This window comes from Sphingomonas sp. Tas61C01 (assembly GCF_052567495.1).
Genome location: NZ_CP199583.1, coordinates 1,864,896 through 1,891,214, shown reverse-complemented (window position 1 = coordinate 1,891,214; position 26,319 = coordinate 1,864,896). Strand labels below are relative to the sequence as shown.

The 26,319-nt window shown below is 68.0% G+C and carries 17 protein-coding genes; 13 read left to right on the top strand and 4 right to left on the bottom strand.

What is annotated here, in order from left to right:
- Positions 1–21 precede the first annotated feature (21 nt).
- Entirely contained in the window at positions 22–1,032 is a 1,011-nt protein-coding gene (locus ACT009_RS08755; RefSeq protein WP_445193947.1) for a zinc-binding alcohol dehydrogenase family protein, read from the bottom strand.
- A 51-nt stretch (positions 1,033–1,083) separates the two neighbouring features.
- Here ACT009_RS08755 and ACT009_RS08750 point away from each other — a divergent pair, with 51 nt between their 5' ends.
- The 5 genes from ACT009_RS08750 to ACT009_RS08730 are packed head-to-tail and all read left to right on the top strand — an operon-like array spanning position 1,084 to position 7,906.
- Positions 1,084–1,998 carry an SMP-30/gluconolactonase/LRE family protein gene (locus ACT009_RS08750; protein WP_445193946.1) on the top strand — a complete coding sequence of 305 codons (915 nt, stop codon included), beginning with the start codon at positions 1,084–1,086 and terminating at the stop codon, positions 1,996–1,998.
- On the top strand, positions 1,995–3,506 hold the full coding sequence (locus ACT009_RS08745) for a family 43 glycosylhydrolase (RefSeq protein ID WP_445193945.1): 1,512 nt from the start codon (positions 1,995–1,997) through the stop codon (positions 3,504–3,506). Before ACT009_RS08750 ends, ACT009_RS08745 begins: the two co-directional genes overlap by 4 nt.
- Before the next feature lie 23 nt (positions 3,507–3,529).
- Entirely contained in the window at positions 3,530–6,181 is a 2,652-nt protein-coding gene (locus ACT009_RS08740; protein ID WP_445193944.1) for a glycoside hydrolase family 3 C-terminal domain-containing protein, read from the top strand.
- Between the two features lie 29 nt (positions 6,182–6,210).
- Positions 6,211–7,050, top strand: a complete 840-nt coding sequence (locus tag ACT009_RS08735; protein ID WP_445193943.1) for a phytanoyl-CoA dioxygenase family protein — start codon at positions 6,211–6,213, stop codon at positions 7,048–7,050.
- Between the two features lies 1 nt (position 7,051).
- Positions 7,052–7,906 carry a hypothetical protein gene (locus ACT009_RS08730; RefSeq protein WP_445193942.1) on the top strand — a complete coding sequence of 285 codons (855 nt, stop codon included), beginning with the start codon at positions 7,052–7,054 and terminating at the stop codon, positions 7,904–7,906.
- 133 nt (positions 7,907–8,039) lie between these two features.
- Here the strand turns inward: ACT009_RS08730 and ACT009_RS08725 are convergent, their stop codons facing one another.
- From ACT009_RS08725 to ACT009_RS08715, 3 genes are all read right to left on the bottom strand, one after another.
- Entirely contained in the window at positions 8,040–9,557 is a 1,518-nt protein-coding gene (locus ACT009_RS08725; RefSeq protein WP_445193941.1) for a tryptophan halogenase family protein, read from the bottom strand.
- Between the two features lie 139 nt (positions 9,558–9,696).
- Positions 9,697–11,778, bottom strand: a complete 2,082-nt coding sequence (locus ACT009_RS08720) for a LamG domain-containing protein (RefSeq protein WP_445193940.1) — start codon at positions 11,776–11,778, stop codon at positions 9,697–9,699.
- A gap of 18 nt (positions 11,779–11,796) precedes the next feature.
- The gene (locus tag ACT009_RS08715) at positions 11,797–12,678 is read right to left on the bottom strand and encodes an SMP-30/gluconolactonase/LRE family protein (protein ID WP_445193939.1); all 882 of its coding nucleotides are present in this window, start codon (positions 12,676–12,678) and stop codon (positions 11,797–11,799) included.
- Positions 12,679–12,760: 82 nt separating this feature from the next.
- Here ACT009_RS08715 and ACT009_RS08710 point away from each other — a divergent pair, with 82 nt between their 5' ends.
- The 8 genes from ACT009_RS08710 (at position 12,761) to ACT009_RS08675 (ending at position 25,876) form a co-directional block, all read left to right on the top strand.
- Positions 12,761–13,507 carry an SDR family oxidoreductase gene (locus ACT009_RS08710; protein WP_445193938.1) on the top strand — a complete coding sequence of 249 codons (747 nt, stop codon included), beginning with the start codon at positions 12,761–12,763 and terminating at the stop codon, positions 13,505–13,507.
- 133 nt (positions 13,508–13,640) lie between these two features.
- Complete coding sequence (locus tag ACT009_RS08705) at positions 13,641–14,366, top strand: FadR/GntR family transcriptional regulator (RefSeq protein WP_445193937.1); 726 nt, start codon at positions 13,641–13,643, stop codon at positions 14,364–14,366.
- A 53-nt stretch (positions 14,367–14,419) separates the two neighbouring features.
- Positions 14,420–16,870 carry a hypothetical protein gene (locus ACT009_RS08700; RefSeq protein ID WP_445193936.1) on the top strand — a complete coding sequence of 817 codons (2,451 nt, stop codon included), beginning with the start codon at positions 14,420–14,422 and terminating at the stop codon, positions 16,868–16,870.
- A 23-nt stretch (positions 16,871–16,893) separates the two neighbouring features.
- A complete protein-coding gene (locus ACT009_RS08695) occupies positions 16,894–18,399 on the top strand; it encodes a tryptophan halogenase family protein (protein ID WP_445193935.1) in 1,506 nt (501 codons plus the stop codon).
- Positions 18,396–20,531: a beta-galactosidase gene (locus ACT009_RS08690; protein WP_445193934.1), complete on the top strand. Its 2,136-nt coding sequence runs from the start codon at positions 18,396–18,398 to the stop codon at positions 20,529–20,531. The genes ACT009_RS08695 and ACT009_RS08690 overlap by 4 nt, the downstream gene beginning before the upstream one ends.
- A gap of 127 nt (positions 20,532–20,658) precedes the next feature.
- Positions 20,659–23,853, top strand: a complete 3,195-nt coding sequence (locus ACT009_RS08685) for a TonB-dependent receptor (RefSeq protein WP_445193933.1) — start codon at positions 20,659–20,661, stop codon at positions 23,851–23,853.
- Positions 23,854–23,931: 78 nt separating this feature from the next.
- Positions 23,932–25,104, top strand: a complete 1,173-nt coding sequence (gene dgoD / locus ACT009_RS08680) for a galactonate dehydratase (RefSeq protein ID WP_445193932.1) — start codon at positions 23,932–23,934, stop codon at positions 25,102–25,104.
- Position 25,105: 1 nt separating this feature from the next.
- Positions 25,106–25,876, top strand: a complete 771-nt coding sequence (locus ACT009_RS08675; protein WP_445193931.1) for an SDR family oxidoreductase — start codon at positions 25,106–25,108, stop codon at positions 25,874–25,876.
- Positions 25,877–26,319: the final 443 nt, after the last annotated feature.

The window sequence follows — 26,319 nt, the reverse complement described above, 5'->3', positions numbered from 1 at the left end:
CGAACGGGGGAAGACGCATGCTCACACCTCCACCAGCGCCTTGATGACGTGGCTTTCCGGATCCATCCAGCGGACGAATGCGCCCGGAAGGTCGCCGAGTGCCGCGCGGTGCGAGGCGAAGGCGCCGGTGGGCACCCGGCCCGCCCGCACGGCCTGCATGACGGTCTCGAAGTCCTCGACGGTGGCGTTGCGGGACGCCAGCAGGGTGGTCTCGCGCTTGTGGAAGTCCGGGTCCGAGAAGCTGATGCTCGAGCTGACGACGGAGATGAGCACGTAGGTCCCCCCGTGCCCTACGTAGTCGAAGCCCGCCTCCATTGCCTCCGGGCTGCCGGTGGCGTCGAACACCACGTCGAACATCTCTCCGCCGGTAAGCGCGTGCAGCCGGTCCTCGACGGGTTCGGATCGGTTCAGCGCCTGGTCCACCTTCAGCTCGCGCGATGCGAACTCGAGCCGGTCCTCGCGGGTGTCGATCACAGTGACCCTCGCCATCCTCAGCTTCGCGAAAAGCGCCGCCGCCAGTCCGATCGGTCCGGCTCCGACGACCAGCACGCTTTGGCCTTCCCCGATGCCGCCCCGCCGGACCGCGTGCGCGCCGATGGCCAGGAACTCCACCATGGCGGCCTGGTCGAGGCTCAGCCCGTCGGCCTTCAGCACGAATTCGACCGGTATCGCGACGTATTCCGCGAGCGCGCCGTCGCGGTGCACTCCGAGCACTTCTAGACGGCTGCAGCAGTTCGTCTTGCCCCGCCGGCACGCGCTGCATGCTCCGCACGACAGATACGGCATCACTACGACCCTGTCTCCCACGCTGAGCCCGCTGCCCTCGGGCGCGGACGCCACCTCGCCGGCGAACTCGTGTCCCATGACCCTGGGGTAGCTCAGATAGGGCTGGCGGCCGCCGAAGATGTGGATGTCGGTTCCGCAGATCCCCACCCGCCGCACGCGGATTAATGCCTCGCCCTCGCCAGCCTCCACCGCCGGCCGGTCCTCCAGGACCAGCGAGCCCGGCTCCGAGCAAACAACCGATCGCATATCAATCTCCAAACAATCTTGCCCTGACCTGTAATATAGGCTTAGAAGGCGATGTCGATAGGGAGAAGAGGGCCGGTGGCGTTGGAGGGTGGTTCGTTGAGATGCGTCTGGCCTGGACCCTGCCGGCTAGGCGAGGCGCCGGTCTGGGACCATCGGATCGGCGTTCTGCACTTCGTCGATCTGAAGCGGGGCGCGATCCACAGCTTGTCGAGCGGCGGCGAGGTGGGCACGCTGAGGCTCGGCGGCCTCGCGACCGCCCTTTCGCTGACATCGTCGCCGCGGATCCTCCTCTGTGCGACAGATGCCGGGATCGAGCGGGTGTCTCTCGACACCGGCGCACGCCAGGTCGTCTTCGGACCGATCGCGACAGGCGGCGCGATGCGCACCAACGACGGCGCATGCGACGCCCGGGGGAGCTTCTGGATCGGCGTCATGGACGACTCGGAGCGCAGCTTCGAGGGCACGCTATACCGGCTGCGAGCCGGTGAGGGCCCCGAGCCGAAGCTGGAGCATGTCGGAGTTTCCAATGGTCTGGGCTGGAGTCCGGACGGCTCGGTCTTCTACTTCACCGACTCGCTTCGCCGGGAGATATACCGCTTCGCCTTCGACGAGGGGACGGGGGATCTTGGAGGGCGCGAGCTGTTCGCCCGCTTTCCCGAAGGCACCGGCGCACCGGACGGACTGGCGGTCGACGAGGAGGGCTACGTCTGGAGCGCCATCTGGGACGGTTGGCGCATCGTCCGCTTCGCTCCGGACGGGTCGGTCGACCGGGAGGTCGCCGTGCCGGTTCCGCGGCCGACCTCCCTCGCGTTCGGCGGAAGCGGCCTTACCGACCTCTACGTGACCTCGGCGACCATCGGCCTTTCGCCAGCCGACCTCGATGCGGCGCCGCTGTCCGGCGCCTTGTTCGTGCTCGATCCGGGCGTCCGCGGCATGGCCGCCAACATCGTGGGGAGCCTGTCGTGAAGCGCTTCAAACGCCGCGCGAGGCTCTGCATCGCCTGCCTCGCGCTCTCGACCACGACGTCGGCGGAGGCGCAGAAGCTCGTCACGCCGGGCTATCTGTTCAATTCCGATCCGACCTGCCGCGAGATCGGCGGCCGCTTCTACCTCTTCACCACGCAGGACCCGTTCACCGCGCAGTTCCAGCGCGACAACACCTTCTTCCGCGGCATGTATGCCTATCATGCGCTCAGCACGTCCGATTTCGATCAATGGGTCGACCACGGCTCGATCCTGACCGGACGCGACGTGACCTGGAACGCCGGCGGCGCTCTTTGGGACGGCGACGCGGGCATCCCGTATAGGGGCCGCTACTACGCATACGCCCCGTTCCGCGTGAACGCGAAGGGTGAGCAGAACTACGGTAGGTTCCAGCTTGGCGCCTTCGTGGCCGATCGGCTGGACGGCCCCTACCGCGATGTGTTCGGCGCTCCGATGAAGGGGGTGGACGGCAAGCCCGTCGAGGCACTCAGTCCCTACGTCGTGAACGGCGACGACGGTTCGCCCTACCTCCTATGGGGCTCCGGCGACACCGAGAAGCACGAAGTCTGGATGGCCCGCCTGAACCCGGACATGACCTCCCTGGCGCAGAAGCCGCGCCGATTGTCCGTCCCCGGTCGGGATGCCTGCGGAAACCTCGAATACTTCGAGAGTCCGATGCTGCTGAAGACGGGCGGGAGGTGGGTGCTCACCTACGTCGCCTACAAGGACGCGAAGGGGCCGGGCTGCGACGCGAAGGGGTCCTACGTCCGCTACACCAGCGCCGCGGGCATGTTCGGTCCTTTCGACCGGGAGGCTCCGCGCACGCTGATCTACCCGTCGCCGGGCGGGCAGGAGTCGACCCAGCAGGGGATGTGCACATACAGGGGCGAGAGCTACCTCGCCTACCACGTGCCGTATGACGACGTGACCCCCTACGCCGACCACCATCGGCAGGTCGCCGTCACGCGCCTGCGCATTCTGCCCGGCGGCTCGTTCGCACCGGTCCATCCGGAGACGGACGAGGGAGTCGGAACCCCTGGCGTCGCACGGCTGACGCTCGACGCGTTCGGCTCCCGGCGCGAGGCGGCGGAGTTCCACGCCCGCACGGGCGCGACGGGGGAGGCTGGTCTCGCGGGCGAGTTCCAGATGAAGATGAAGCCGGGGGGCTACCTGATCTTCCGGTCGATGGACTTCGGCGACGGCGCGGGAGCCTTCAGGGCGGAGGTGAGCGCCGAGACGCCGACGATCCGCTCCGCCATCCTCGAGGTGCGCCTCGAAAACGCCGCGGGGCCGGTGGTCGCGACCGTCGTCGTTTCCCCGACCGGCGGGCGGACGAGATATGCGGTGAGGGACGTCCCGCTTCGCCGTCCGGTCAGCGGCCTCCACGATCTGGCGCTGGTGGCGCGGGGCACCGGCGGCGACGCGGAGGGCCACCTCTTCAACATCACCTGGTTCTCGTTCGCGCGGGCAGGGACACGAGCGCCGCGATGACCACTCTCAGAAAAGGAATCCACATGGCCCGAACCTCCGGAAGCCGGGCCAGCCGGCTCGCGCGGTGCGCGGCGCTGCTGCTGGCGGGCGCGTCGGCTGCCGCAGGCGCCCAGCTGTACCGGGATCCGGGCGCGACGGTGGAGAAGCGGGCGGAGGATCTGGTTTCCAGGATGACACTGGCCGAGAAGATCCCGCAGATGCAGAACGCGGCGCCTGCGATCGACCGTCTCGGCGTGCCGTCTTACGAGTATTGGAACGAGGCGCTTCACGGCGTCGCACGCGGCGGCGAGGCCACGATCTTCCCCCAGGCGATCGGCATGGCGGCGACGTGGGACAGGGATCTGCTCCATGCGATGGGGACGACCATCGGCGTGGAGGGCCGCGCTCGCTACAACCATGCGCAGAAGCAGGGGAACCACGACCGCTACTTCGGGCTCACGTTCTGGGCGCCCAACATCAACATCTTCCGCGATCCCCGCTGGGGGCGTGGGCAGGAGACGCTGGGGGAGGACCCGTATCTGACGGGCACGCTCGCCACTTCGCTGGTCCGCGGAATACAGGGCGACGATCCGCGCTACCTGCAGGCCATAGCGACGCCCAAGCACTTCGCGGTTCACAGCGGTCCGGAGCCGCTGCGGCACGGCTTCGATGTGAAGCCGAGCCCCCGGGACCTCGGCGAGACCTATCTTCCGGCCTTTCGGCGGGCGATCGTCAACGGCGGGGCCCACTCGCTGATGTGCGCCTACAACGCGGTGGGCGGGGTGCCCGCCTGCGCTAACCAGGAGCTGCTAGGGCAGACCCTGCGCAAGGACTGGGGCTTCGACGGGTTCGTGACCTCCGACTGCGGCGCGATCGACGACCTCACCAGGGGCCACCACTTCACCAAGTCGAACGCCGAGGGGGCCGCGGCGGCGGTCAAGGCGGGCACCGATACGGCCTGCACGTTTCTCGACGAGTATCTGTCGTTGGGGGACGCCGTTCGCCAGGGCCTGATCTCCGAGCGTGAGATCGACGTGTCCCTCAGGCGGCTCTTCGCAGCCCGCATGCGGCTGGGCATGTTCGATCCCGCGGAGCGCGTCCCGTTCTCGAAGGTTCCGATCGGTGAGAACCACAGCGCCGTCCATCAGGCGCTGGCGCTCCGGGCGGCTCGCGAGTCCATCGTGCTGCTGAAGAACGACGGCGTGCTGCCGCTCGCGGGCAGGTCTGGACGCGTCGCCGTGATCGGTCCGAGCGCGATCTCGCTGATCGCGCTCGAAGGGAACTACAAGGGGACGCCGACCTCGCCCGTGCTTCCGGTCGACGGGATGGAGCGCCAGTTCGGAGCCGCCCGGATCCGCTATGCGCAGGGCGCGCCCTTCGTGGAGGGGATCGCGTCGCCGGTGCCGCGCACCGTCTTCGGACAGGGGCTGCAGGCGCAGTTCTTCAACGGCACGGCCTTCTCGGGGCCGGTGGTGGCGAGCCGGCGCGACCGCCAGATCGACTTCGACTGGAACGCCGCGGCGCCTGCGGCCGGCGTGGATCCGAACGCATTCTCGGTCCGCTGGACGGGCACCATCTCCGTGCCCGCCCCGGGCGAATACAGCTTCGAGGTCGCCGATCGCCGCTGCGACCCCAGCGGCGACGTCGAGACCTACCATCTGCGCATCGAGGGAGCGCCCGACTTCCGGGCCGGCTCGACCTGCGAGGACTTCGGCAAGCCGCGGAGCTCGACGACGATACGCTTCGCCGACACCCGTCCCCACAGCTTCACCTTCGAATACAGCCACCGCTCCCCGCGCTTCTCGGCCGGCGTGACATTTGCCTGGAAGGCACCGAGGCAGGCGCTTCTCGACGAGGCGGTCGCGACCGCGAGGCAGGCGGACGTCGCCGTGCTGTTCGTGGGGCTGGTGCCTTGGCTCGAAGGCGAGGAGATGCCGCTGAAGGTCGAGGGGTTCGATGGCGGAGACCGCACGGATCTGCGGCTGCCGGCCGCCCAGCGCGAGCTCGTGGACGCGGTCGCCGCGACGGGCAGGCCAATCATCCTGGTTCTGGAGAGCGGCTCCGCGATCGCGCTCGGAGACGCGGCTGGCAAGGCCCGGGCCGTTCTCCAGGCCTGGTATGGTGGCGAACGGGGAGGGCAGGCGATCGCCGAAGTCCTGAGCGGCGCCGTCAATCCTTCCGGACGGCTGCCCGTCACCTTCTACGCATCGGTCGCCGATCTGCCGGCCTTCGACGACTATGCGATGCGGGGGCGCACCTATCGCTACCTGAAGAAGAAGCCGGAGTATGCGTTCGGATCCGGTCTCAGCTACTCGACCTTCCACTATTCCGGTCTGAGGCTGTCCGATCCGGTCGTGACCGCGGGCGGCGCCCAGCGGGTGACGGTGAAGGTGCGCAACGCGAGCGCCGTCGCCGGTGACGAGGTGGTCCAGCTCTACCTGTCCGTCCCCGGTGATCCCGACGCTCCGTCTCTGTCCCTGAAGGGATACGAGCGCGTTCATCTGGAGCCCGGCGAGACGCGTCCCGTGTCCTTCAGCCTGACCCCTCGCGAGCTGGCGCTTGCCGGAGCCGACGGACGGATGCGCGTTCTGCCCGCCGCGTACAGGCTGTGGGTCGGCGGCGGGCAGCCCGGCACCGACGCCCCTGGCGTCGCCGGCGACTTCCAAACCGCGGGGAGCATCACGCTCCCGCGCTGATCAAGGTCTCATTCGAGAAGGAACGGATTATGGCAAAAGGCATCGTGAGCGACACCCAGGTCGCCGACTACAATCGTGACGGCTACGTGCTCGTCCGGGGCATGCTGTCGACCGAGGAGGCCGGGCAGCTGTCGCGCGCGGCGCGCGAGGACAGGGTGCTGGACCAGAAGTCCTTCGGCAAGGGCGACGGCGAGGGCGGCGTCATCCGTCTGTCGCTCTGGAACCACCCGACGGACACGATCTACGGGATGATCGCCAGGTCGCGCTCCATCGTGGAGTCCGCGGCGCGGCTGCTGGAGGACGAGCCCTATCACTACCACTCCAAGATGATCATGAAGGACGCGCGTGTCGGCGGCGCCTGGGCTTGGCACCAGGACTACGGCTACTGGTATCAGAACGGCGTCCTCGAGCCCCGGCTGACGAGCGCCTACATCGCGGTCGATCGCGCGACCCGGGAGAACGGCTGCCTCCAGGTGGTGCGCGGATCGCACCGCCTAGGCCGCATCGAGCACCAGCTCACCGGCGACCAGGCCGGTGCCGATCCGGAGCGCATGGAGCAGATCCTCCAGCGCTACGAGCTCGTGCACGTGGAGATGGAGCCGGGCGACGTCCTGTTCTTCCATGCCAACATGCTGCACCGGTCGGACCAGAACCTGTCGGACGAGCCCCGCTGGTCGATGATCTGCTGCTACAACGCGAAGTCGAACGACCCCTACAAGGAGTCGCACCACCCGAGGTTCACCCCGCTGGACGTCGTGCCGGACGATGCCATCCTCGCCGCCGCCGAGCGCCGGTTCACCGGGGCCGACGCCACGGCCTGGATGGACGACGCCGAGGACCGCAGTGCGCGCGGACTCGTCTCGAGCTGAGGTGGCCACCCGTCCGCGCCTCGCGACGTTCATGAACTGGCTCTCGCTCGACGGACTCGTCGAGCCGGCCCAGGGGTGGCTCGCGGCGATCGGCGAGGCCGGCTACGACGGAGTGCAGCTCCTCGAGCCCCGCGACCGCGCCTTGACGGAGGCGGCCCGGTCCAGGGGGCTGCGCCTCTGCGGAAGCGGCCGGGTCAACTCGGCCGCCGAGGCGGAGCCGCTCGCGCGCGACGCCCGGGACGCGGGGCTCGAGTGTGTAACGGTGCACCTTGGCTGGGGGATCGAGGAGGACGACGAGGCCTTTCGTCTTATCGATGCGGTGCTGCAGGCAAGCGCCCGACACGCGGTGCCGTTGCTGGTGGAGACGCACCGGGCCACGCTGTTCCAGGACATCTGGCGCAGCGTGGCCTTCGTCCGCCGCTTTCCGGAGCTGCGGTTCAACGGCGACTTCTCGCACTGGTATACGGGCCTGGAGCTGCCCTATGGCAGCTTCGAGGCAAAGCTTGCCTTCGCCGCGCCTGTCCTCGAGCGTGTCGACTTCATGCATGGCCGGATCGGAGACCCGGGGGCCATCCAGGTGGATGTCGGCTCCCTCGAGGAGGCGCTGGTCGCGCCGCACGTGGCGCACCTGAGGCAGATCTGGTCACTCGTCTTCCGCGGCTTCTTCGCCCGGCAGGGGCCATCCGCGGAATTTCCGTTCGCTCCGGAGCTGCTTTCCTCGGCGATCTCCTACGCCCGGACCGTCCGGGGTCGCGAGACCTCTGACAGGTGGGAGCAGTCGCTGGTGCTCGTCGAGCTCGCCCGCCTGACGCTGGCGGAGTCGCAGCCAGGAGCTTCGCCGCAGCGCGTCGGCTAGCTCCCCCGCGCCGGCGGGTGCGGATCTTTGAGGGCACAGCCCTCTGACGGCGCGTCCTGCGGCCGACCGCCGGGTCGTGCCGCACGTTTCCTCGACCTCGCGATCCGCGGCGGGCGATGCGCTGGGTTCGTCCTCAGGCGGCGGTCGCGAGGTTCAGCGCCCCGATGCGGCGCAGCGCCTCCACATGGGTGGGCATGGCGCCCACGGCACGGGAGATCGCCTCGTGCGCGTTTCCGATCTGCTGCGAGACCCTTTCCTCGTCGAGCGCCTCGACCAGCGGGTCGAACCCCGTGGGCCAGCCGTTCTGACCGAGCATCACCGCGACCCAGCTGTTCGTTGTGAAGAGGTCGGTGTCGCCCTTGAGGTAGCGGCCCCGTCCTTGGAACAGCTCGATCCGCGACGCGAGCGAATGGGGCACCGGCATCTCGCGGCAGTAGCGCCAGAATGGACCGTCCCGCTGGTTCAGCTTGTAGTGGAGGACGACGAAGTCGCGCACGCTCTCGAAGCTCGCGTGCATCTGCCGGTTGTATGCGTCGCGCTCCGCGGCGGCGTGGCGTTGGTCCGGAAGCAGAGCGAGCAGCATGGCTATGCCGTGCTGGATGAGATGTATGCTGGTCGACTCCAGCGGTTCGACGAAGCCGGCCGCCAGCCCGAGTGCGACCACGTTGCGGTTCCAGGCGAGCCGCCGGCGCCCTGTCTTGAAGCGCAGCCGCCGCGGCTCTGCCAGCGTCTCGCCCTCGATTCCTTCGAGAAGCAGCGCCTCGGCGCGCTCGTCGGTGGTGAACTCCGAACAGTAGACATGTCCGTTGCCGACGCGGTGCTGGAGGGGGATGCGCCACAGCCAGCCCGCCTCCACAGCGGTCGAGCGTGTGTAGGGCGCTGGGGGGGCCACCTGCGCGGTCGGGACGGCTATCGCTCTGTCGCAGGGCAGCCAGTGCGACCAGTCCTCGAACCCGGTGGAGAGGGTCTGCTCGATCAGGAGCCCGCGGAAGCCGGAGCAGTCTATGAAGAGGTCGCCGCCCAAATGCCCGCCGTCTGCCAGGATCACGGCGTCGACGAGCCGGCTCGGAGCATCGAGGGAGACGTCGATGACCCGTCCTTCCCGGCGGACCACTCCCCGCTTCTCGGCGAACGTTCTCAGGTGCTCCGCGTAGCGGGTCGCGTCGAAGTGGTAGGCGTAGGAGATGTCGTGTGCAGGATGCCCCGGGTCCGCTGCCGGGTGGACGAAGCGGCCCGCCCGCGCCGCCTGTGCGCCGATGGAGAACTCGTCGATCGGTGGAAGTGGACGCCGCCGCCGCTCGCGCAGGTAGAGCTGGTGGAAGTCGACGCCTGCGATGTCTCGGCCGAACCTTCCGAAGGGGTGAAGGTAGCGGTCGCCAAGGCGGCCCCAGTCGACGAACTCTATCCCTAGCTTGAAGGTCCCCGACGTCGCCTGCAGGAACTCCGCCTCGTCGATTCCTAGCAGGCGATTGAACCTTGAGATCGTCGGGATCGTGGCCTCCCCGACCCCGATCGTCCCGATCTCGTCGGACTCGACCAGGACTACCTCGGTGCCGCCAGGCACGACGAAGCGGGCGAGGGCGGCCGCCGCCATCCAGCCGGCCGTGCCACCGCCGACGATGACGATCCGCTTCAGTCGGTGCTCGCTCAACGGGCGGCCCTCCCGCGCCCGCAGGCTCGTCCGGGCAACTCGTGCCGCGACGGGGTCGCCTTGCTCGGCGCCGCGGGAGCGCCGGCGGCACCCACCCGGAAGTTCATGGGAGCGTTCGTCGGCATGGTCCGACCCTCTCTCATTGGACGGGAGAGATGGAAACGACGGTCGCGGCGCCTGCATTCAGGGGCGCGTAGACGACGAGGCGGCGGCCTCGAAGGGTTTCGACGTAGCCGATCTCGGGCTTGGTCGTGCCGATCCCCTCGCCCTCGACGGACACCGCCGCCGCGCCCTGCCAGCCCTCCACGATGAAGGCTGGATCGACGAGAGGGCTCGTCTTGGTTGCGGCGATCTCGATACGGATGGGGCGGGAGGGGTCGGTCGGCTCCACGACATACGCGCGCTCCGCCTGGTCGAAGCGGACGCTGCCGCCTCCGGACAGGCTCGCGCCGGGCGGCGTCAGCCACGACTGCGCGCGGGGCACGAGACCGTCGGCCTTCTGAAGTGTGAGGCCGGTCATCAGCAGCCGGACCAGCCGCTTCTCGTCCTTGTGCGCGATCGGCCAGTAGATGTGGGACAGCGAGCTGTGGCTCGGCCGGTCGGAGGTGAGCGCGGGCCTTCCACTCGACCGGATCTGCGCGACCGGCCAGTGGTTCCACCATTCGAAGCTGGACATCGACGGCTCCCAGTTGATCCCCTCGAACTTCGCGGGCCCCGCACCAGCGATCTCGAAGGGCTTCCACTGCGACTTCAGGTTGATCCACTGGATCATCGGATCGTCGAGGCCGGTGAAGTGGTCCGGTCCTCGGGGCTTCGCAAAGCCGGTCGCGTCCCGAGCCAGCCACCGATAGGTCCTCGTCTCGCCTCTCAGGTTCGCGAGCGTCAGCGCGTCGAGGTTTATGTTGTCCTCGGGCGACTCGCCTGCGGGGATCATCACGATCGACTCCTGGAACTCGCTCGCCTCGCGTTCCGGGTGATCCGTCCAGAGGACCTGCTTCCTGACGGCGACCGCGTCCGGGTAGACGGTCCAGTATTCGTCCGCCCATGCGCCCCAGGAGCGGGGATCGGCGGCATCCGCCAGCCTGTCGTTCTCGACCTCCGAAAGCGCGTAGCGCCAATGGACCACCGCTCGCGCGGGCGTGCTCTCGAGGATCTCGACGTGGGAGTAGCGGACCTGCTTGTCGGACATTGGTTCGCAGTCCTCCCCGTCGGGACAGCGGGGCTTGCCGTAGATCTCCATGAACTGGTCGCTGTACCACCGGCCGTTCTCGGTCACCCAGGCCGGGATGTAGTTGGCGCCCTGCCAGAACACGAGCTGCACCGGGGAGTTCGCGAAGCGGACCACGACGTCGCCGTCGGCGACACGGCGCGGCGCGTCCCATGCAGGATCGTAGGGCAGCGACGTGTGGAACGCGCCGAACGGCCCCGGACCTCCGCGCCAGCGCGGCAGCCGGGGGCCCGGAGCCTGCCTGCGCTCGGCTGGGTCGACCTCCGTCATCAGCCGCCGGGCGAGCTTGGCGGTCATCGGCTCGTCCAGCACGGTCAGCCGTGCGATCGAGCCCTCAAGGCTCGAATCGACGGGTAGCTGCGGATGGATCGCATGGCTCGGGAAGGGAAGGGTCGGTGCGCGGGTCCTTCCGATCAGCAGGGGCGTGGCGGAGGCCTTCTCCGCTTGGGGCGGAGCCTCGCTCCGCGCAGCGGGCACCGGCCTGCCGTTCATCCACAGGCGCAGCGCTCCCTCGTCGTAGCTGAGCGTCACCAGCGTCCAGGCCCGCGGCGCAACCGCGTCGTTCGAGACGATCCTGACGGACTGCCCTGCGCCGGCTCGCCGCTGCGCGACCAGATGGCCGTAGGCGTCGACGGCGAACACGACGCTGCCCGAAGCCAGCGCCTGGTCGAGGATCGGCGCTTCGTTCCACGGCAGCGCGTCCAGCCTGATCCAGGCGCTTGCGCTCCAGCTCGACCCGTCGGTCAGCTGGGAGATCGGCGCCGCCGAGATCTTCGTCGTGTCTCCGTCCAGGCGCATCGCGGTGCCGATGGGCGACTTGATGAGGGTGAAGCCGCCCTCGACCTTGACCGGCATGCCCGCGACCGCCTCCACCAGCGAAGACCTGCCGTCGTCGTAGCCGAGGCGGAAGAGGGCGTCGCCCGCGTCGCTGGCCGAGGAGAAGCATGCGGCGGAAGTCGCGATGGCGGCGGCGAGGTGTCGTGATTTGCGCATGGTGATCCTTGAAGCTTCTCAGCCGAACAGGAAGGCCGGCGTTCCGGCGATGTCCAGGTCTAGTGCGTGCACCGCGCCCTCGTCGGGATGGCCACGCCTTTCAGCGCTCATTCCGAACCGCGCGGAGGTGACGAACAGCGTCTTCAGGTCGGGGCCGCCGAAGGTGCAGCTGGTGGGCTGTTGGCATGGCAGCTCCACGATCCGGTCGATTGCGCCTTCGGGGCTGATCCGAACCAGGCATCCGCCGCCGAACCGACAGTTCCAAAGGTATCCCTCGCTATCTAGAGCGGAGCCGTCGGGAAGGCCCGGAGCGCCGCCGGCGAGCAGGACTTGGCGGCGGCCGAGCCCGCTCGGACTCCGGTCGTAGACATACAGCTGGTCCTCGAGCGTGTCGGCGCAGCAGAAGGTGCCGTCGTTGCGCCACGCCATGGTGTTGCAGATGCCGAAGATGTCCTCGCTGAGTGCCTCGACGCTTCCGTCCGGCCACACCCTGTGCAGCTTGCCCGCCCTTGCGGTCATTCCGACGGGTTCGCCTCCTGGACCTATGTTGTCCTGCATCGTGCCGACCCACAGCGCGCCGTCGGGGCCGACGCTCCCCTCGTTCAGCCGGTTCCCGGGCATGTCCGGCTCGGGAAAGGCCAGCGTCTCCGTAGATCGGCCCCAGTCCCATAGCACGGCTTCGCGCCTGAGCCCGAGCACGGCACGTCCGTCGACGCAGAGCCCGATCGACGTCACGAAGTCCGGAAGCTTCCAGGTCTCGAACTCTCCGGAGGCGGGAACGAGCGCGTTGACGCGGCACCCGACGATGTCGACCCAGAGGAGCCGTCCCGTCCGAACGCACCACACGGGGCTTTCTCCGACGGCGTCGCCTCCAACGTGAACTCGACGGGTTTCGGTCACCAGTGTTCCTCTTTACGGAAGCATCTAAGACAACCTATCATATAGAATTGTCAATATCTGTATCATTGCTGGGATATTTCGAATGCATGGCAAGCGTGTTCTTTTGACGGGAGGCCTGGGATCGCTCGGGCGCGCTCAGGCGCGGATGCTGGTCGGATGCGGCGCGCGCCTGCTGCTGCTAGATGTGGCGGATCCCGCGCAGGCCCGGCCGGAGGTCGAGCGCATCGGAACCGACGGCCCCGGCGACGTGGTCTACCTGCAGCAGGATCTCGGCGACCTGGAAGGTGCGCGCGCTGCGGTGGCTGCTGCGGTCGAGGTCCACGGAGGCGTCGACGTCCTGATCAACAACGCGGCGACGATCGTCAACCGCCCGTTCGAGCAGTTCACGCTGGCGGAGTACGAGGAGCAGATGCGCGTCAACGCGGGCGCGGCCTTCGCCTTGGCGCAGGCGGTCGCCCCCTCGATGAAGGCTCAGGGGGAGGGGGTGGTGGTCAACTTCTCTTCGGTGACGCTGAGCGGCGCGTGGGACGGATATGTGCCCTATGTCGCATCGAAGGGCGCGGTCGTCGGGCTCACCAAGGCGCTCGCGCGCGAGCTGGGGCCCTTCGGCATCAGGGTGAACGCCGTCTCCCCGGGTGCGGTGGTGTCCGAGGCCGAGGAAAGGGTCTTTGGCGAGCGGGCGGAGGCCTACGCCTGCTGGGTCCTGGATCGGCAGTGTCTGAAGCGGCGGATCGAACCCGACGACGTGGCTGCCGCGGTGCTGTTCCTCGCCAGTGACGCCGCGCGCATGATCAGTGGCCACGTGCTCCACGTCGACGCGGGGTGGTGATGGTCGGCTCTCGGACGTTCGGGGCTGATTGTGGCGATGCGGTCCAAGCGGACCACCATGACCTGATCGTCGTTGTCAGCGCCCGGTCGGCCCCTTACGGCTAGGCCGCTGACGAGGCGTAGTGGAGAAGGTTATGGCGGATCTCGAAACGATCGAGAAGGAAGCCGCCTGGAGGGGCGATGGGTTGGTCGCGAGGACGATCAACGCGGTGATTGACCTGATCCAGTCGGGCGGGCTCCGCCAGGGCGATCCGCTCCCTTCGGAGAGCGCGCTGGCCAAGCGCTTCGGAGTGTCCCGGATCGTCATGCGCGAGGCCAATCGGTCGCTTTCGGCCCTCGGCATCGTCGAGATGGGGAACGGCCGGGGTGCGCGGGTCTCGATGCCGGACGAGAACGTGGTGGGACTGCTGTTGGACCATGTCGTGCACACCCGTCACGTGACGGTCCAGCAGGTGCTCGACGTGCGGCGCAGCCTTGAGGTGCGCGCCGCGGCACTGGCGGCTCTGCGTCGGTCGGACGAGGAGGCGAAGGCCATCCTCGCGCATGCCGAGGCGATGCGGACCGCGTTCGACGATCCGGATGACATCTGGCAGCACGACGTCGCCCTGCATGCGGCGGTGGCGGACGCCAGTCAGAACCCGCTGTTCGCCATCATGATCAAGGCGTTCGCGCCTGTCACCAAGCAGACGTGGCCGCTCGGCTGGAAGAACAGGACGCTTGCCGAGCGCGAGGTCATGATCGCCGAGCACGAGGCCATCGCGCGGTCGATCGCCGATCAGGACATCGTGGCGGCCCGCGAGGCTATGTCGTCCCACTTCGACGACACCGTGAGGGTGCTCGCCGGCGCCGGCGTGACCTAAGCTATATTGCAATACGTTTGAAGCTTTAATACAGGTCCTCCCTTGGAGGGTCTATGATCGGCAGGAGGACGCTACTTCTGGGCGGCGCGGCGGCGGGCGTCGCGACGGTCGCCGCGTCTGCGCGCGCTGGAGGCGTCCCGGTCGTCAACGTCCGCCGCGACTGCGCCGACACGCCGCGGAGCCGTTTGGCGGTATGCGAGCTTCGTGCAGGGCTCGTCGCGCTCGGACTGGCGCATGACGTCGTGGAGGGGCCGCGGGACGGTGGCGGCCTTTCCTTCGTTCTGATGATCGACGGGGGACTGGCGGGCGAAGCCCACCGGATCGAGCGCAGCGGCAGCGTCGTCACGTTGCGTGCCGCCGGCGAACAGGCTCTGCTGCATGCTGTCTTCGAGCTTCTGGAGCGGCAGGGCGCCGTGTTTGGTCTTGACGGCACGATCGTGCCGCCGGTCGGTCCGGAGCACTGGTCGCTGCCTTCGGCCGACCGGCCGTGGAACGGTGCGCCCGCATTCGCCGACCGCGGCCTGCTACCTTGGCCAGACTTCCTGAACTGCATAAGCGTGTTCAACCAGGAGGACTTCCGCGCCTACTTCGCCGCCATGCTGCGGATGCGGCTGAACCTCTTCGGCATGCACGTCTACACGGACACGCTGCAGCCGACGGAGGCCTACCTCTCCGTGCGCTTCGCCGGGGCCGGGCAGCAGGCGGAGCTGGAGACGACCGCCACCCGCGGATGGGGCTATCTGCCGCAGCGCACGTCGACATACGGCATGGGTTCCGCGGCCCTGTTCGACCGGGAAACCTTCGGCTCGGACGCCGCCCGCCTCTCGTCGGACAACTGGGAGATCGCGGATCGGACCGCAGCCATGCTTCGCGACGGACTCTCGTTCGCCCGGGACCTCGGCATCCGCACGGGCGTCGGCTTCGAACCCTACAAGCTCCCTGCCGCGATCGGCGAGGCCCTGCCGCCGGAAGCTCGCTCGCATCCCTCGGGATTCGCGGAGAGCGCCACCGCGAGACGGCTTCTGGAGGCCCGCCTGGCCGATCTGCTGGAGCGCTATCCGATGGTCGATCACGTCTGGCTGTGGGAGGACGAGACGTCGAACTGGGACAGCCGCGGCAAGGACGTTCCAATCTCCACCACCGCCTTTCTGCAGGCGCACGACTTCCTGAGGCGCCACGCTCCGCAGGTCAGGCTTGTGGTGGCGGGTTGGGGCGGGATGACGCGGCACTTCGCCCACCTCCATCAGAGGCTTCCCGGCGACGTCGTGTTCTCGGCCCTCGGAGACACCCTCGGCTGGGACCCGGTCGACGAGGCGTTCGGCCGGCTGGAGGGGCGGGAGCGGTGGCCGATCCCGTGGCTTGAGGATGACCCTTCCATGTGGTTCCCTCAGTTTCGCGCGTCCCGGATCGAAGGCGACGTCCGCCGCGCCCAAGCCCTGGGGTGTCAAGGGATGCTGGGCATCCACTGGCGACACCGGATCGCGGACCCGACGGCCACGTACTTCGCCGGGGCGACTTGGGACCCTGCGACCACCGCGCGCAGGCACTACGCGCGCTTCGCCCGCAGCCAGAGCGCGCCGTCGCGGGCGCCGGCGCTGGCCCGGCTGATGGTCGAGTGCGATGCCGGCGGCGCGATAGCTTCGACCTTCACGGGCGAGAGGACGCCCGACGGGCATGCCGCGCACATCGAGCTCTCCGCGGACTATCAGGAGGCGTTCAAGTATCGCGAGAACACGCCGCGGCCGGCTGTTCTGGAGCGTCAGCGACGCACGGCCGCGCGGTTCGCGGCGCTCGCTCGGCTTGCCGACGGCGCCCTTGAGCGCGAGAGGCTGGGCTATCTGGCCGGCTTCGTCGGCTTCATGGTTCCCTACTGCGACGCCTACCGCGACGCGCATGCGCTCGACGCCGTGCTGGTGAGGTCCGACGCGCTGCGCAAGGGTGGGGATGCAGCCGCTGCGCGCGACCTGGTCCTGCGCGAGGCCCTGCCCCTCTGGCTGCAGCTCCTGCCGCAGGTCCGCGCCGCAGTTCTCGACTTCCAGGCCGTGGTCGCGACGCGAAGCGATCTGGGCCAGCTCGCCTCCATGCAGAACAAGCTCGTTCGCATTGCGGTGGAGCGGCTGAAGCTCTCCCTGGAGGAGTTTATCGGCGACCTTCCAGAGGAGGCGCGCCGGGCCCAGCAGGCGGCTCTGGCGCCTGCGGCCTCCGCGCCCCGGGTGTTCCTTCCGACGCGGCCGTCCATCGTTCGTGCCGGCGAGGCCCTGCGGCTCTTCGTAGTGGCGCCCGGGGTGGCGGCTCCGGTCGTGCTGCTCCAACGGCGCCTGGGAGCTGGAGATTGGGAGCGGAAGCCGGCTCACCCAGAAGGGCGGGCGGTGCACAGCGTCGCGCTCGGACCTTTCGAGGGTGGGTCCGGCGTGATCGAATACCGTGTCGAGGCGGGAGGGCGGCCCGGCCTTCTGTCGGACCCTCCGGGCGGCGGCGCCCACCGTGCATCGGTGCTTGCATGACGGGGAGCGACGGGCGCCCCCGCGTGTCGAAGGTCGTCATATTGGGCGGGGGAACCGCAGGCTGGATGACTGCGGCGGCCCTGTCCAAGATCATGGGTCCTGGAGCGGTCGCGGTCGAGCTGGTGGAGTCGGACGAGATCGGCACCATCGGCGTCGGCGAAGCGACGATCCCCCAGCTGCTCCACTTCAACGCCCTGCTGGAGATCGACGAGGACGAATTCGTCCGGGCGACCAGCGCTACATACAAGCTGGGCATCGAGTTCGTCGGCTGGAAGTCTCCAAGCGACCGCTACTTTCACCCCTTCGGCTCCTACGGACTCCCGATGCTGGGTGTCGACTTTCAGCATTTCTGGCTGAAGGGGCGGCAGCACGGCGAGCGTTCGCCGCTGGACTCGTACTCGCTCGCGGCGGCAGCGGCCCGCGCCGGACGCTTCGCCAGACCGGTCGCGGACCAGCCGCGGTCGCCGTTGAGCCGGACCTCCTATGCCTTTCAGTTCGACGCCGGGCTGTATGCGGGGTTCCTGCGTCGTTTCTCGCAGGCCCGGGGAGTTTCGAGGACTGAGGGGAAGGTCGTCGATGTCGTGTGCGATCCCGAGACCGGCTTGATCCGGTCGCTCGTGCTTGCTGATGGACGGGCGGTGAGCGGTGACCTGTTCGTCGACTGCTCCGGCTTCCGCGGCAGGCTCATCGAGCAGGTGATGCGCTCGGGCTACGTGGACTGGACGCCCTGGCTGCCGTGCGACCGGGCGGTCGCGGTGCCCTGCGCCCGCGTCGAGGACCCGGCGCCGTTCACCCGGGCGACCGCGAGGGCTGCGGGTTGGCAGTGGCGCATCCCGCTTCAGCATCGCACCGGCAACGGCTATGTTTACTCCAGCCGCTTCGTGTCGGACGACGAGGCGGTCGCGACCCTGCTCGACGGCATCGATGGAGAGGCGCTCGACGAGCCGCGACGGGTGCCGTTCGCCAGCGGCCATCGGTCCCGACCCTGGATCGGCAACGTCGTCGCCATAGGCCTTGCTGCCGGATTCCTCGAGCCTCTGGAGTCCACGGGCATCCACCTGGTCCAGTCGGCCATAGCACGCCTGATGACCCTTTTCCCGACGTCCGCGTTCGACTGCGCGGAGTCGGAGGCGTTCAACCGGCAGACGGTCCAGGAGTATGAGTGCATCCGGGACTTCCTGGTGCTGCACTATCGGCTCAACGGCCGCCAAGGCGAAGCCTTCTGGCGACATTGCAGTGAGCTTCCAGTCCCCGAGGGCCTGCGGCGAAAGCTCGAACTGTTCGGCGCCAACGGGCGCATCCTGCGGGAGAGCGACGAGCTCTTCACCGAGACCAGCTGGCTCGCGGTCATGGCGGGCCAGGGCGTCGAGCCCCGCGGCTACCATCCCGTGCTGGACGTGCTCTCACCCCGGCAGACGCTCGCCCGGCTGGCCGACGTGCGCGAGGTCAACCGCCGCGCCGTCTCGATCATGCCCACCCACGCCGACTTCCTCGCAGGTCGCAGACATTTCGGGGATCCACCGTCATGAAGGCCTTTCAAGCGTTTCTCGTGGCCCTCCTGCTGGCGCAGCCGGTGGCGGCGGAGCCTTCTCCAAGCGTGCCGCACATCCTCTACGGCAGCTCGTACTACAGTGAATACCTCCCCGCGGAGGTCGGCCCCGAGCGTGTGGCGACGGATGCCGAGCTGATGAGGAAGGCGGGCGTCCGGGTCGTGCGCATGGGCGAGTCGAGCTGGGGCACCTTCGAACCTGCCGATGGCAGGTTCGACTTCGGATGGATGGACCGGGCGATCGCGACCTTCGCCGCGGCCGGCATCAAGGTGGTGATCGGCACTCCGACCTACTCGATGCCGGCTTGGCTGTCCCACGCGCATCCGGAGCTTCTGGCTAAGCCGCTCGGCGGCGGTGCCGTCGGCTACGGCATGCGGCAGAACATGAACTACGACGATCCGACGTTCCGCAGGTATGCGGAGCGGATCGTCACACGGATAGTGGAGCGCTACCGCGACAATCCGGCGGTGATCGGATGGCAGCTGGACAACGAGACCGGTCCGAACGGCGCCGCGAACGACGGCGTCTTCGATGCCTTCGTCGGCCGGCTGAAGACCAAGTTCGGCACCCCGGAGGCGCTCGATCGCGCCTGGCTCCTCAACTACTGGGGCCAGTCTATTCACGACTGGAGCGACATGCCGCGTCCGGACTTCACGGTCAGCCCCAGCTACAAGCTGGAGTGGAACCGCTTCCAGCGGACCCGTGTCACCAGCTACCTCGCCTGGCAGGCCGCGCTGGTCAGGAGGCTTCGCCGGCCCGATCAGATGGTCGTCCACGACTTCGCGAGCGCGATGCGGGGCGACGTCGACGAGTTCGCGGTGGCCCCGCTGCTCGATGTGGTCGGGATCAACGTCTACCACGCCACCCAGGACCGGATGGACGGCCAGTGGCAGGCAATGACGGGCGACTACGCGCGCTCGCTGAAGGGCGACAACTTCTTCGTGATGGAGACGAGCGCCCAGACCATCGGCTGGAACGCGCAAGGGCAGTTCCCGCCCTACGACGGGCAACTGCGCCTCGACGTCTACGCCAACGTGGCCAGCGGCGCCAACATGCTGCTCTACTGGCACTGGAACAGCCTTCATGCCGGGCTCGAGACCTACTGGAAGGGAGTGCTGGGGCACGATCTGAAGCCTGGGCGCGCCTATGAGGAGGTGCGCCGCACGGGCCAGGAGCTTGCGCGGCTCGGCGGCTCCGTAGCCAACCTCAGGATGAGGAACGAGGTCGCCATCCTCTACAGCGCGGACTCGTCGACCGCGCTCTCCCTCATGCCCTACCGGGCGGAGGGCGGCGGGGAGTGGCGTCCCGAGCAGACGACCGGCTACGGCAGCACGCTGCGCCAGATGCACCGCTCGCTCTACGACGCCGACGTGGGCGCGGACTTCGTCTCGGCCGACGATCCCGATCTGGACCTGACGCGCTATCGCCTGGTCCTCATCCCAAGCCTCTACGTCGCCGACGACAAGCTCCTGCGCAAGATCGAAGCCTACGTGCACGGCGGCGGCCATGCGCTCGCCACGTTGAAGAGCGGCTTCGCGAACGAGGCGAGCGCAGTGCGCGCGCAGCTGGCCCCGGGTCCCCTCGCACGCGTGGCGGGCGTGACCTATCAGGAGTTCTCGACGCTCGAGAAGCCGCTGCCGCTGAGGGGGGATCCCTTCGCCGTCGGTCCGGGGAACACCGTTGCGAGCTGGGCCGAGTTCCTGACGCTTGGCACGGCAAAGGCGCTGGCATGGTACGACGATCCGAACCTTGGCCGCTGGCCTGCGATCACGCGCAACCGGTTCGGCTCGGGCGCGCTGGTCTACGAGGGGACGGCCGTCTCCGACGCGATCCAGTATCAGGTCGTGCGTGGGCTGCTTCGCGAAAGCGGCGTCGCCGCGGACGTGCCGGCTAGGCCTGCTGCGGTTCGCACCCGCGCCGCACTCGGGCGTGACGGCCGGCTGGTGCGCTTCTTCCTGAACTTCTCCGCCGAGACCCAGCGGCTGCCTTATTCCCACCCGGCTGGGAGGAGCCTGCTGAGCGGAAGGCCCGTTTCGGCGGGCGCGGCGCTGGTGCTGCCGCCGTGGGACGTGGAGATCGTTCGGGAGGACGCCTTGGCCGTCAACCACTGAACCAGCAAAGTGACGCAACAAAGCTCTTGAACTGTAATACAGGTCCTGTATTTGTTGCACCAGAATCGGGGTGTGATCGTAAACGTTCGACGCATCTCCGCCCACGAGGCTGGTAGAGGGGATGATTATGACTGCGCTCGACACGGCATTCTTCAAGCGCCACGGGACTTCACGGACCCTGGCCACCACCGTCTCGGCGGCGGCTCTGGCGCTTGCAATGGCCTCTGGTGCGCAGGCCCAGGATCTAGCGGTTCAGCCGGCGCCGGCGGAGGCGCAGGCGGTAGCGTCGGAAGGGGCCCAGGCGCAGGCGGAGCCCGCCGGCGAAGACATCGTCGTCACCGGCATCCGCGCCTCGCTGGAGTCCGCTCAGTCGATCAAGCAGAACAGCGACACCTTCGTCGACGCCATCACCGCGCAGGACATCGGTGCTCTTCCGGATCGGTCCGTGGTCGAGTCGCTGCAGCGGATCCCTGGCGTGACGATCAGCAAGTTTCAGGGCGGCAACGATCCGGACCACTTCTCGGCTGAGGGCACCACGGTGCAGATTCGTGGCCTCAGCCAGATCCAGACGCAGGTCAACGGCCGCGATAGCTTCACCGCGGGCTTTGGCCGGACGATCAACCTCGCCGACTTCCCCGCGGAGCTCCTGAGCTCGATCGAGGTCTTCAAGGAGCCGACCTCGGACATGATCGAGGGCGGCCTGGGCGGCACCGTCAATCTGAACACTCTGAAGCCGCTCGACCGCAAGGGCTTCCATGCCGCGTTCGACGCGGAGGCCAACTACAGCGACTTCCGCGACAAATGGTCGCCCGTCGCCTCGGTGCTGGTCAGCGACACCTGGGAGACCCGTCTGGGCACCTTCGGGCTTCTGCTCGACTATTCCTATTCGGACCTGAAGGTCCGCTCCGACGGCATCCAGGCGACCAACTTCCAGACGCGCGACGGCCTGACCACGCCGGCCGGCGTGCTGCGCAACCGCCTCCCCGGGCGGGACGTCGCCTTCGCGCCGATCGGCGCCAGCTTCCGCACGCAGGACACTGAGCGCAAGCGCTACGGGAGCGCGGTCGCCGCGCAGTGGGAGAGCCCGGACAAGACGATGCAGCTGACGGGCCAGTTTCTGAGGACCCTGGCGACGCGCTCCTGGACCGAGCACACCTTCGAGACCGAGAGCGGGCTCTCGGAATACAACACGTATCCGGCCGGCTGCCTGCCGACCGCAGATTCGTCGGCCAGCTGCCCGGCCGGCTTTGCCGACTACCAGTATGATGCGGAGGGAGTCTTCGAGAAGGGCTACATCACCCAGCCGGGCACGGGGTGGCGCTCGGCCACCTCAGGAACGGCCGGCTCGCCGACGCCGACCGGCGGGATGCAGCAGAACCTGTCGCGCCGAGACCGCTTCGAACGCACCGTTACCAGCGACTTCTCGTTGAACTACAAGTGGACGCCGACGCCGCGGCTTTCGGTCACACTGGACGGCCAATACGTCACGTCGCGCGCGCGGTCGTTCGACTTCACATCCTACACCGACACGTTCGCCGACGAGGAGCTCGACCTCACTGGCGGTTTGCCGGTCGCGGTTCCCCACAAGCCCCTCAACAACGCCTCGCCCAACACGAGGATCGCGGGGCAGAGCGACGCCCAGTATTTCGCGGATCCCGCCAACTACTTCTGGCGGGCTGCAATGGACCACATGGACGAGAGCGACGGCAAGGAGTGGGCGTTCAAGGGCGACGTGAGCTACGACGTCGACGGGGACATTCCCTTCCTGCAGAAGGTGCAGGCCGGCTTCCGCTATTCCGATCGCGACCAGACGGTGCGCTACACGCCATACAACTGGGGCTACGTGAGCGAGGTCTGGGACGGCACCGGCGATGCGGTCTATCTCAACCAGGCCGGACAGGACCAGGCGGAGCTCTACCGCTTCGACGACTTCTTCCAAGGGAAGACCTCGGGTCCGCAGGGCTGGTATTACGGAAGCCATCAGCTCGACAACTACGCGTCTGCCTCGAACTTCTTCCAGGACATCAACAAGGTCTGGCAGCAGTCGAACGGCGGGTTCGCCGGCGGATGGGTTCCGGTGGGCCAGCGTGCCGGCGTGGTCGCCGCGACGCCGTATCTGCCTGGCGAGATCGACAGGTCGGGAGAGAGCACGAACGCCGCATACGCGCGTCTCGACTTCGGCTCGAAGGACCCCGTGTTCGGCGACGTCAGGATCCGCGGCAACGTCGGACTCCGCTACGTGGAGACGCGCGAGCACTCCACAGGTTCGATCCAGTTCCCGTCCAACACGCTCGGGGGGACCTACGCCCAGATCTGCCAGACGGGCGCGTCGCCGCCGCCGATCTGCGCGCGCGGGCAGCAGTTCTACGACGATCTCGTCACCTTCAGCGATGCCGGGTCGACGCAGGGGACCGTCAGGAACAAGTTCCACCACTGGCTGCCGAGCGTGAACCTGATCGTAAGCCCGACCGACACCTTCCAGCTGCGGTTCGCCGCGTCAAAGCAGATCCAGCGTCCCGACTTCGGGTTTCTGCGCAACTACGTGGCCATGTCGGTCAACAGCGGCGAGGTTCCCCTGACCGCCACGGCGGGCAACCCCTACCTCAGGCCGGCCGAATCGAAGCAGTGGGACCTCGGTGCGGAGTGGTTCTTCAGCAAGGTCGGTTCGCTGACCTTCGACTACTTCCACAAGAGCATCGACGGCTTCTTCTACCAGAGCAACGTGCAGCGAAGCTTCACCAATAACGGCGTCGCCCAGACCGCCTTCCAGCTCGCGCCCGCGAACTTCGACGGGACGGGCAAGATCAAGGGCTTCGAGGTGGGCTACCAGCAGTCGTTCGACTTCCTCCCGGGTCTTTTCGGGGGCTTGGGGGCGGGCGCGACCTATTCGCACGTCGTCAGCAAGGGCCTGCCGAACGCATTCCTGTCGAACGTCTCCGTGGCCCCGGCGGCCGAGCCGTCGACCGGCCGGGGAACGCTTCCCTTCGAGGGACTGTCGCGTGACAACGTCAACGTGACCGGCTTCTACGAGAAGGGGCCGCTGTCGCTGCGCGTCGCATACAACTGGCGCTCGCGGTTCCTCGAGACGGCCGTCGACGAGATCTACCCCTACTTTCCGGTCTATCAGAAGGCGACCGGGCAGCTCGACGCGTCGGTCTTCTTCAACCTCACCCGGCAGATCAAGATCGGTGCCCAGGGCGTGAACCTCACCAACACGGTCACCAGGACCGAGCAGCAGTTCACGGCGAGCGGAAGGATCGGACCGAGGTCCTCCTTCATCACCGATCGCCGGTTCGCTTTGATCCTCCGCGGAAGCTTCTGACGCGGCGGTCCGACCCTCCCCCCTCGGCCCTCCTCCCTCTTCCGGAGGGCCGTTTTTTCCTCAAGCGACGAGGGCGAGATGCGCATAACGGGCGTGACTACCAGGATCGTGCATGCGGAGATGCGCAACTGGCTCTTCGTCCGCGTGGACACCGATCAGGCCGGCCTGCACGGCTGGGGCGAGGCCACCCTCGAGTGGAAGACGCGAGCCGTTGACGGAGCGGTCCGCGACCTGGAGCCACTGATCGTCGGCCGCGATCCTCGCGACATCGAGCAGCTCGTCCGGATCATGACGAAGCACAGCTTCTGGCGTCTCGGCGTGATCGGGCGCTCCGCCGTCTCGGGCATCGAGATCGCACTCTGGGACATCTTCGGCAAGTCGCTCGGCCTCCCGGTCTGGAGGCTGCTGGGCGGCAAGGTGCGCGAGAGGGTGAAGGTCTACACGCATCTTGGCATGGGCGACATGCGCGCCGTCTACGAGACCGACAGCGTGGAGGCGATCGCGGAACGCGGGCGCGCGGTCGTCGAGAAGGGATACCGCGCGCTGAAGGCGGTGTTCATTCCCTATTCCCACTACGGGCTCGACGTCCGCGCGGTCGATCACGCCGCGCGCATGATGGAGGGCCTGCGCGCAGCCGTGGGACCGGACATCGACATCATGGTCGACTTCCATGGGCGGCCCGCTTCGATCGGAAGCGCGCTGGCCTACATCGAAGCGCTCGCGCCGGGTCGTCCGATGTTCGTGGAGGAGCCGCTGCCGCCGGGAGAGACGCGCTCCCTGGCCAAGCTAGCGGCCCGCACGGGCGTTCCGATCGCGACAGGGGAGCGCCTGGTCGACCGGGCCGAGTTCGACGACCTGCTGCGCGCCCGCGCCGTTGACATCCTGCAGCCGGACATCTGCCACTGCGGGGGCCTGCTCGAGGCCAAGAAGATCGCGGCGATGGCGGAGGCCGCCTCGGTCGGCGTCGCTCCTCACAATCCGCTCGGACCCATCGCCGGCGTCGCCGCGCTCCACTACGCGATCTCCACGCCCAACCACGTCATCCAAGAGGAGATGGTGGGAGCGGTGCCGTGGTATGACGAGGTGGTGCGCGGACCGATCCGGATGGTGGACGGACACTGGCAGCTGCCCGAGGCTCCGGGCTTGGGGATAGAGGTCGACGAGGCGGTCTGCCTGGCGCACCCGTTCCAGCAGGAGGTGATCCATGCCTCCGAGGCGGTGCTGCCCGACGGCACCATCGTCGACTGGTAGCATGAGGCTCGCCGGCAAGACCGCAGTCGTCACCGGCGGCGCGAACGGCATCGGCGCTGCCATCGTCGCCGCCTTCCTGCAGCAGGGGGCGGCAGTGGTGATCGCGGACGTCGACGCGGAAGCTGCCGCCGCGGCCGCGGAGGCTGCGCGGGGAAGGGGAGCCAGCGCCATCGCCACCAGGACCGACGTCACCGATCCCGAAAGCGTCGCTTCGATGCTCCGCGATGCAGAGGCCGTCTTTGGGCCGGTGAACGTGCTTGTCGCAAATGCCGGCGTCAACGTCTTCTGCGAGCCTCTCGCGATGGACGCCGCGGACTGGCGTCGATGCTTCGCCGTCGATCTCGACGGCGTGTGGAACAGCGCCCGCGCGGTCCTCCCCGGCATGATCGCCAGCGGTGGCGGGTCCATAGTCGCCCTTGCTTCCGTCCATAGCACGACGATCATTCCGGGCTGCTTCCCCTACCCGGTGGCCAAGCACGCGGTGATCGGCCTCGTCCGGGCGCTCGGCGTGGAGTATGCCCGCGCTGGAGTGCGCGTGAACGCCATCGCTCCGGGCTATGTCGAGACCGAGCTCGCGCTTGCGCATTGGGCGTCTTTCGACGATCCGGACGCGGAACGGGACAAGGTTCACGGCCTCCATCCCCCGGGCCGCATCGGACGCCCGGAGGAGGTTGCGATGACGGCGGTGTTCCTCGCCTCCGACGAAGCGCCGTTCATCAACGCTTCGACCATCACGATCGATGGCGGACGCTCTGTGGTCTACCACGACTGAGCGCCAGGAGCTCGACGGCGCTTCCTACCGATCGGAATGGACGTGGCCCAACCTCTAGCTGGCTGAACGGCCAATGCGACCCTGTAAAGACTTCCGGGCACAGCCTTACTCGGGGCATTCAAAGCCGCTTGTTCATGAAGCAGGGCGAGGGTGCCGAGTGGCCGCTTCTGGTGAAAGCGTTCAGTCTGCTTTCGGGCGGCGATCACAGAAACTTGCCGTTCGTTCAGAACGCGGGGCAGGGGGTGAAGCGACCGCTGGCTAGTAGAAAACGGCTTGGCCGCTAGCGCGCGCTTGGCGTGATGAGCGGTCGCTTATTCTGCTGAGTCGGAGCACGCTTAACGTGGTCGAGCATCCTCCGGTCGAACGAAGCCGAGGGGGTACTTGTAGCGAAGCTTACGGCCATGACGTTCCGATCGGCCGGAAATGGTTCACGATGTAATTCA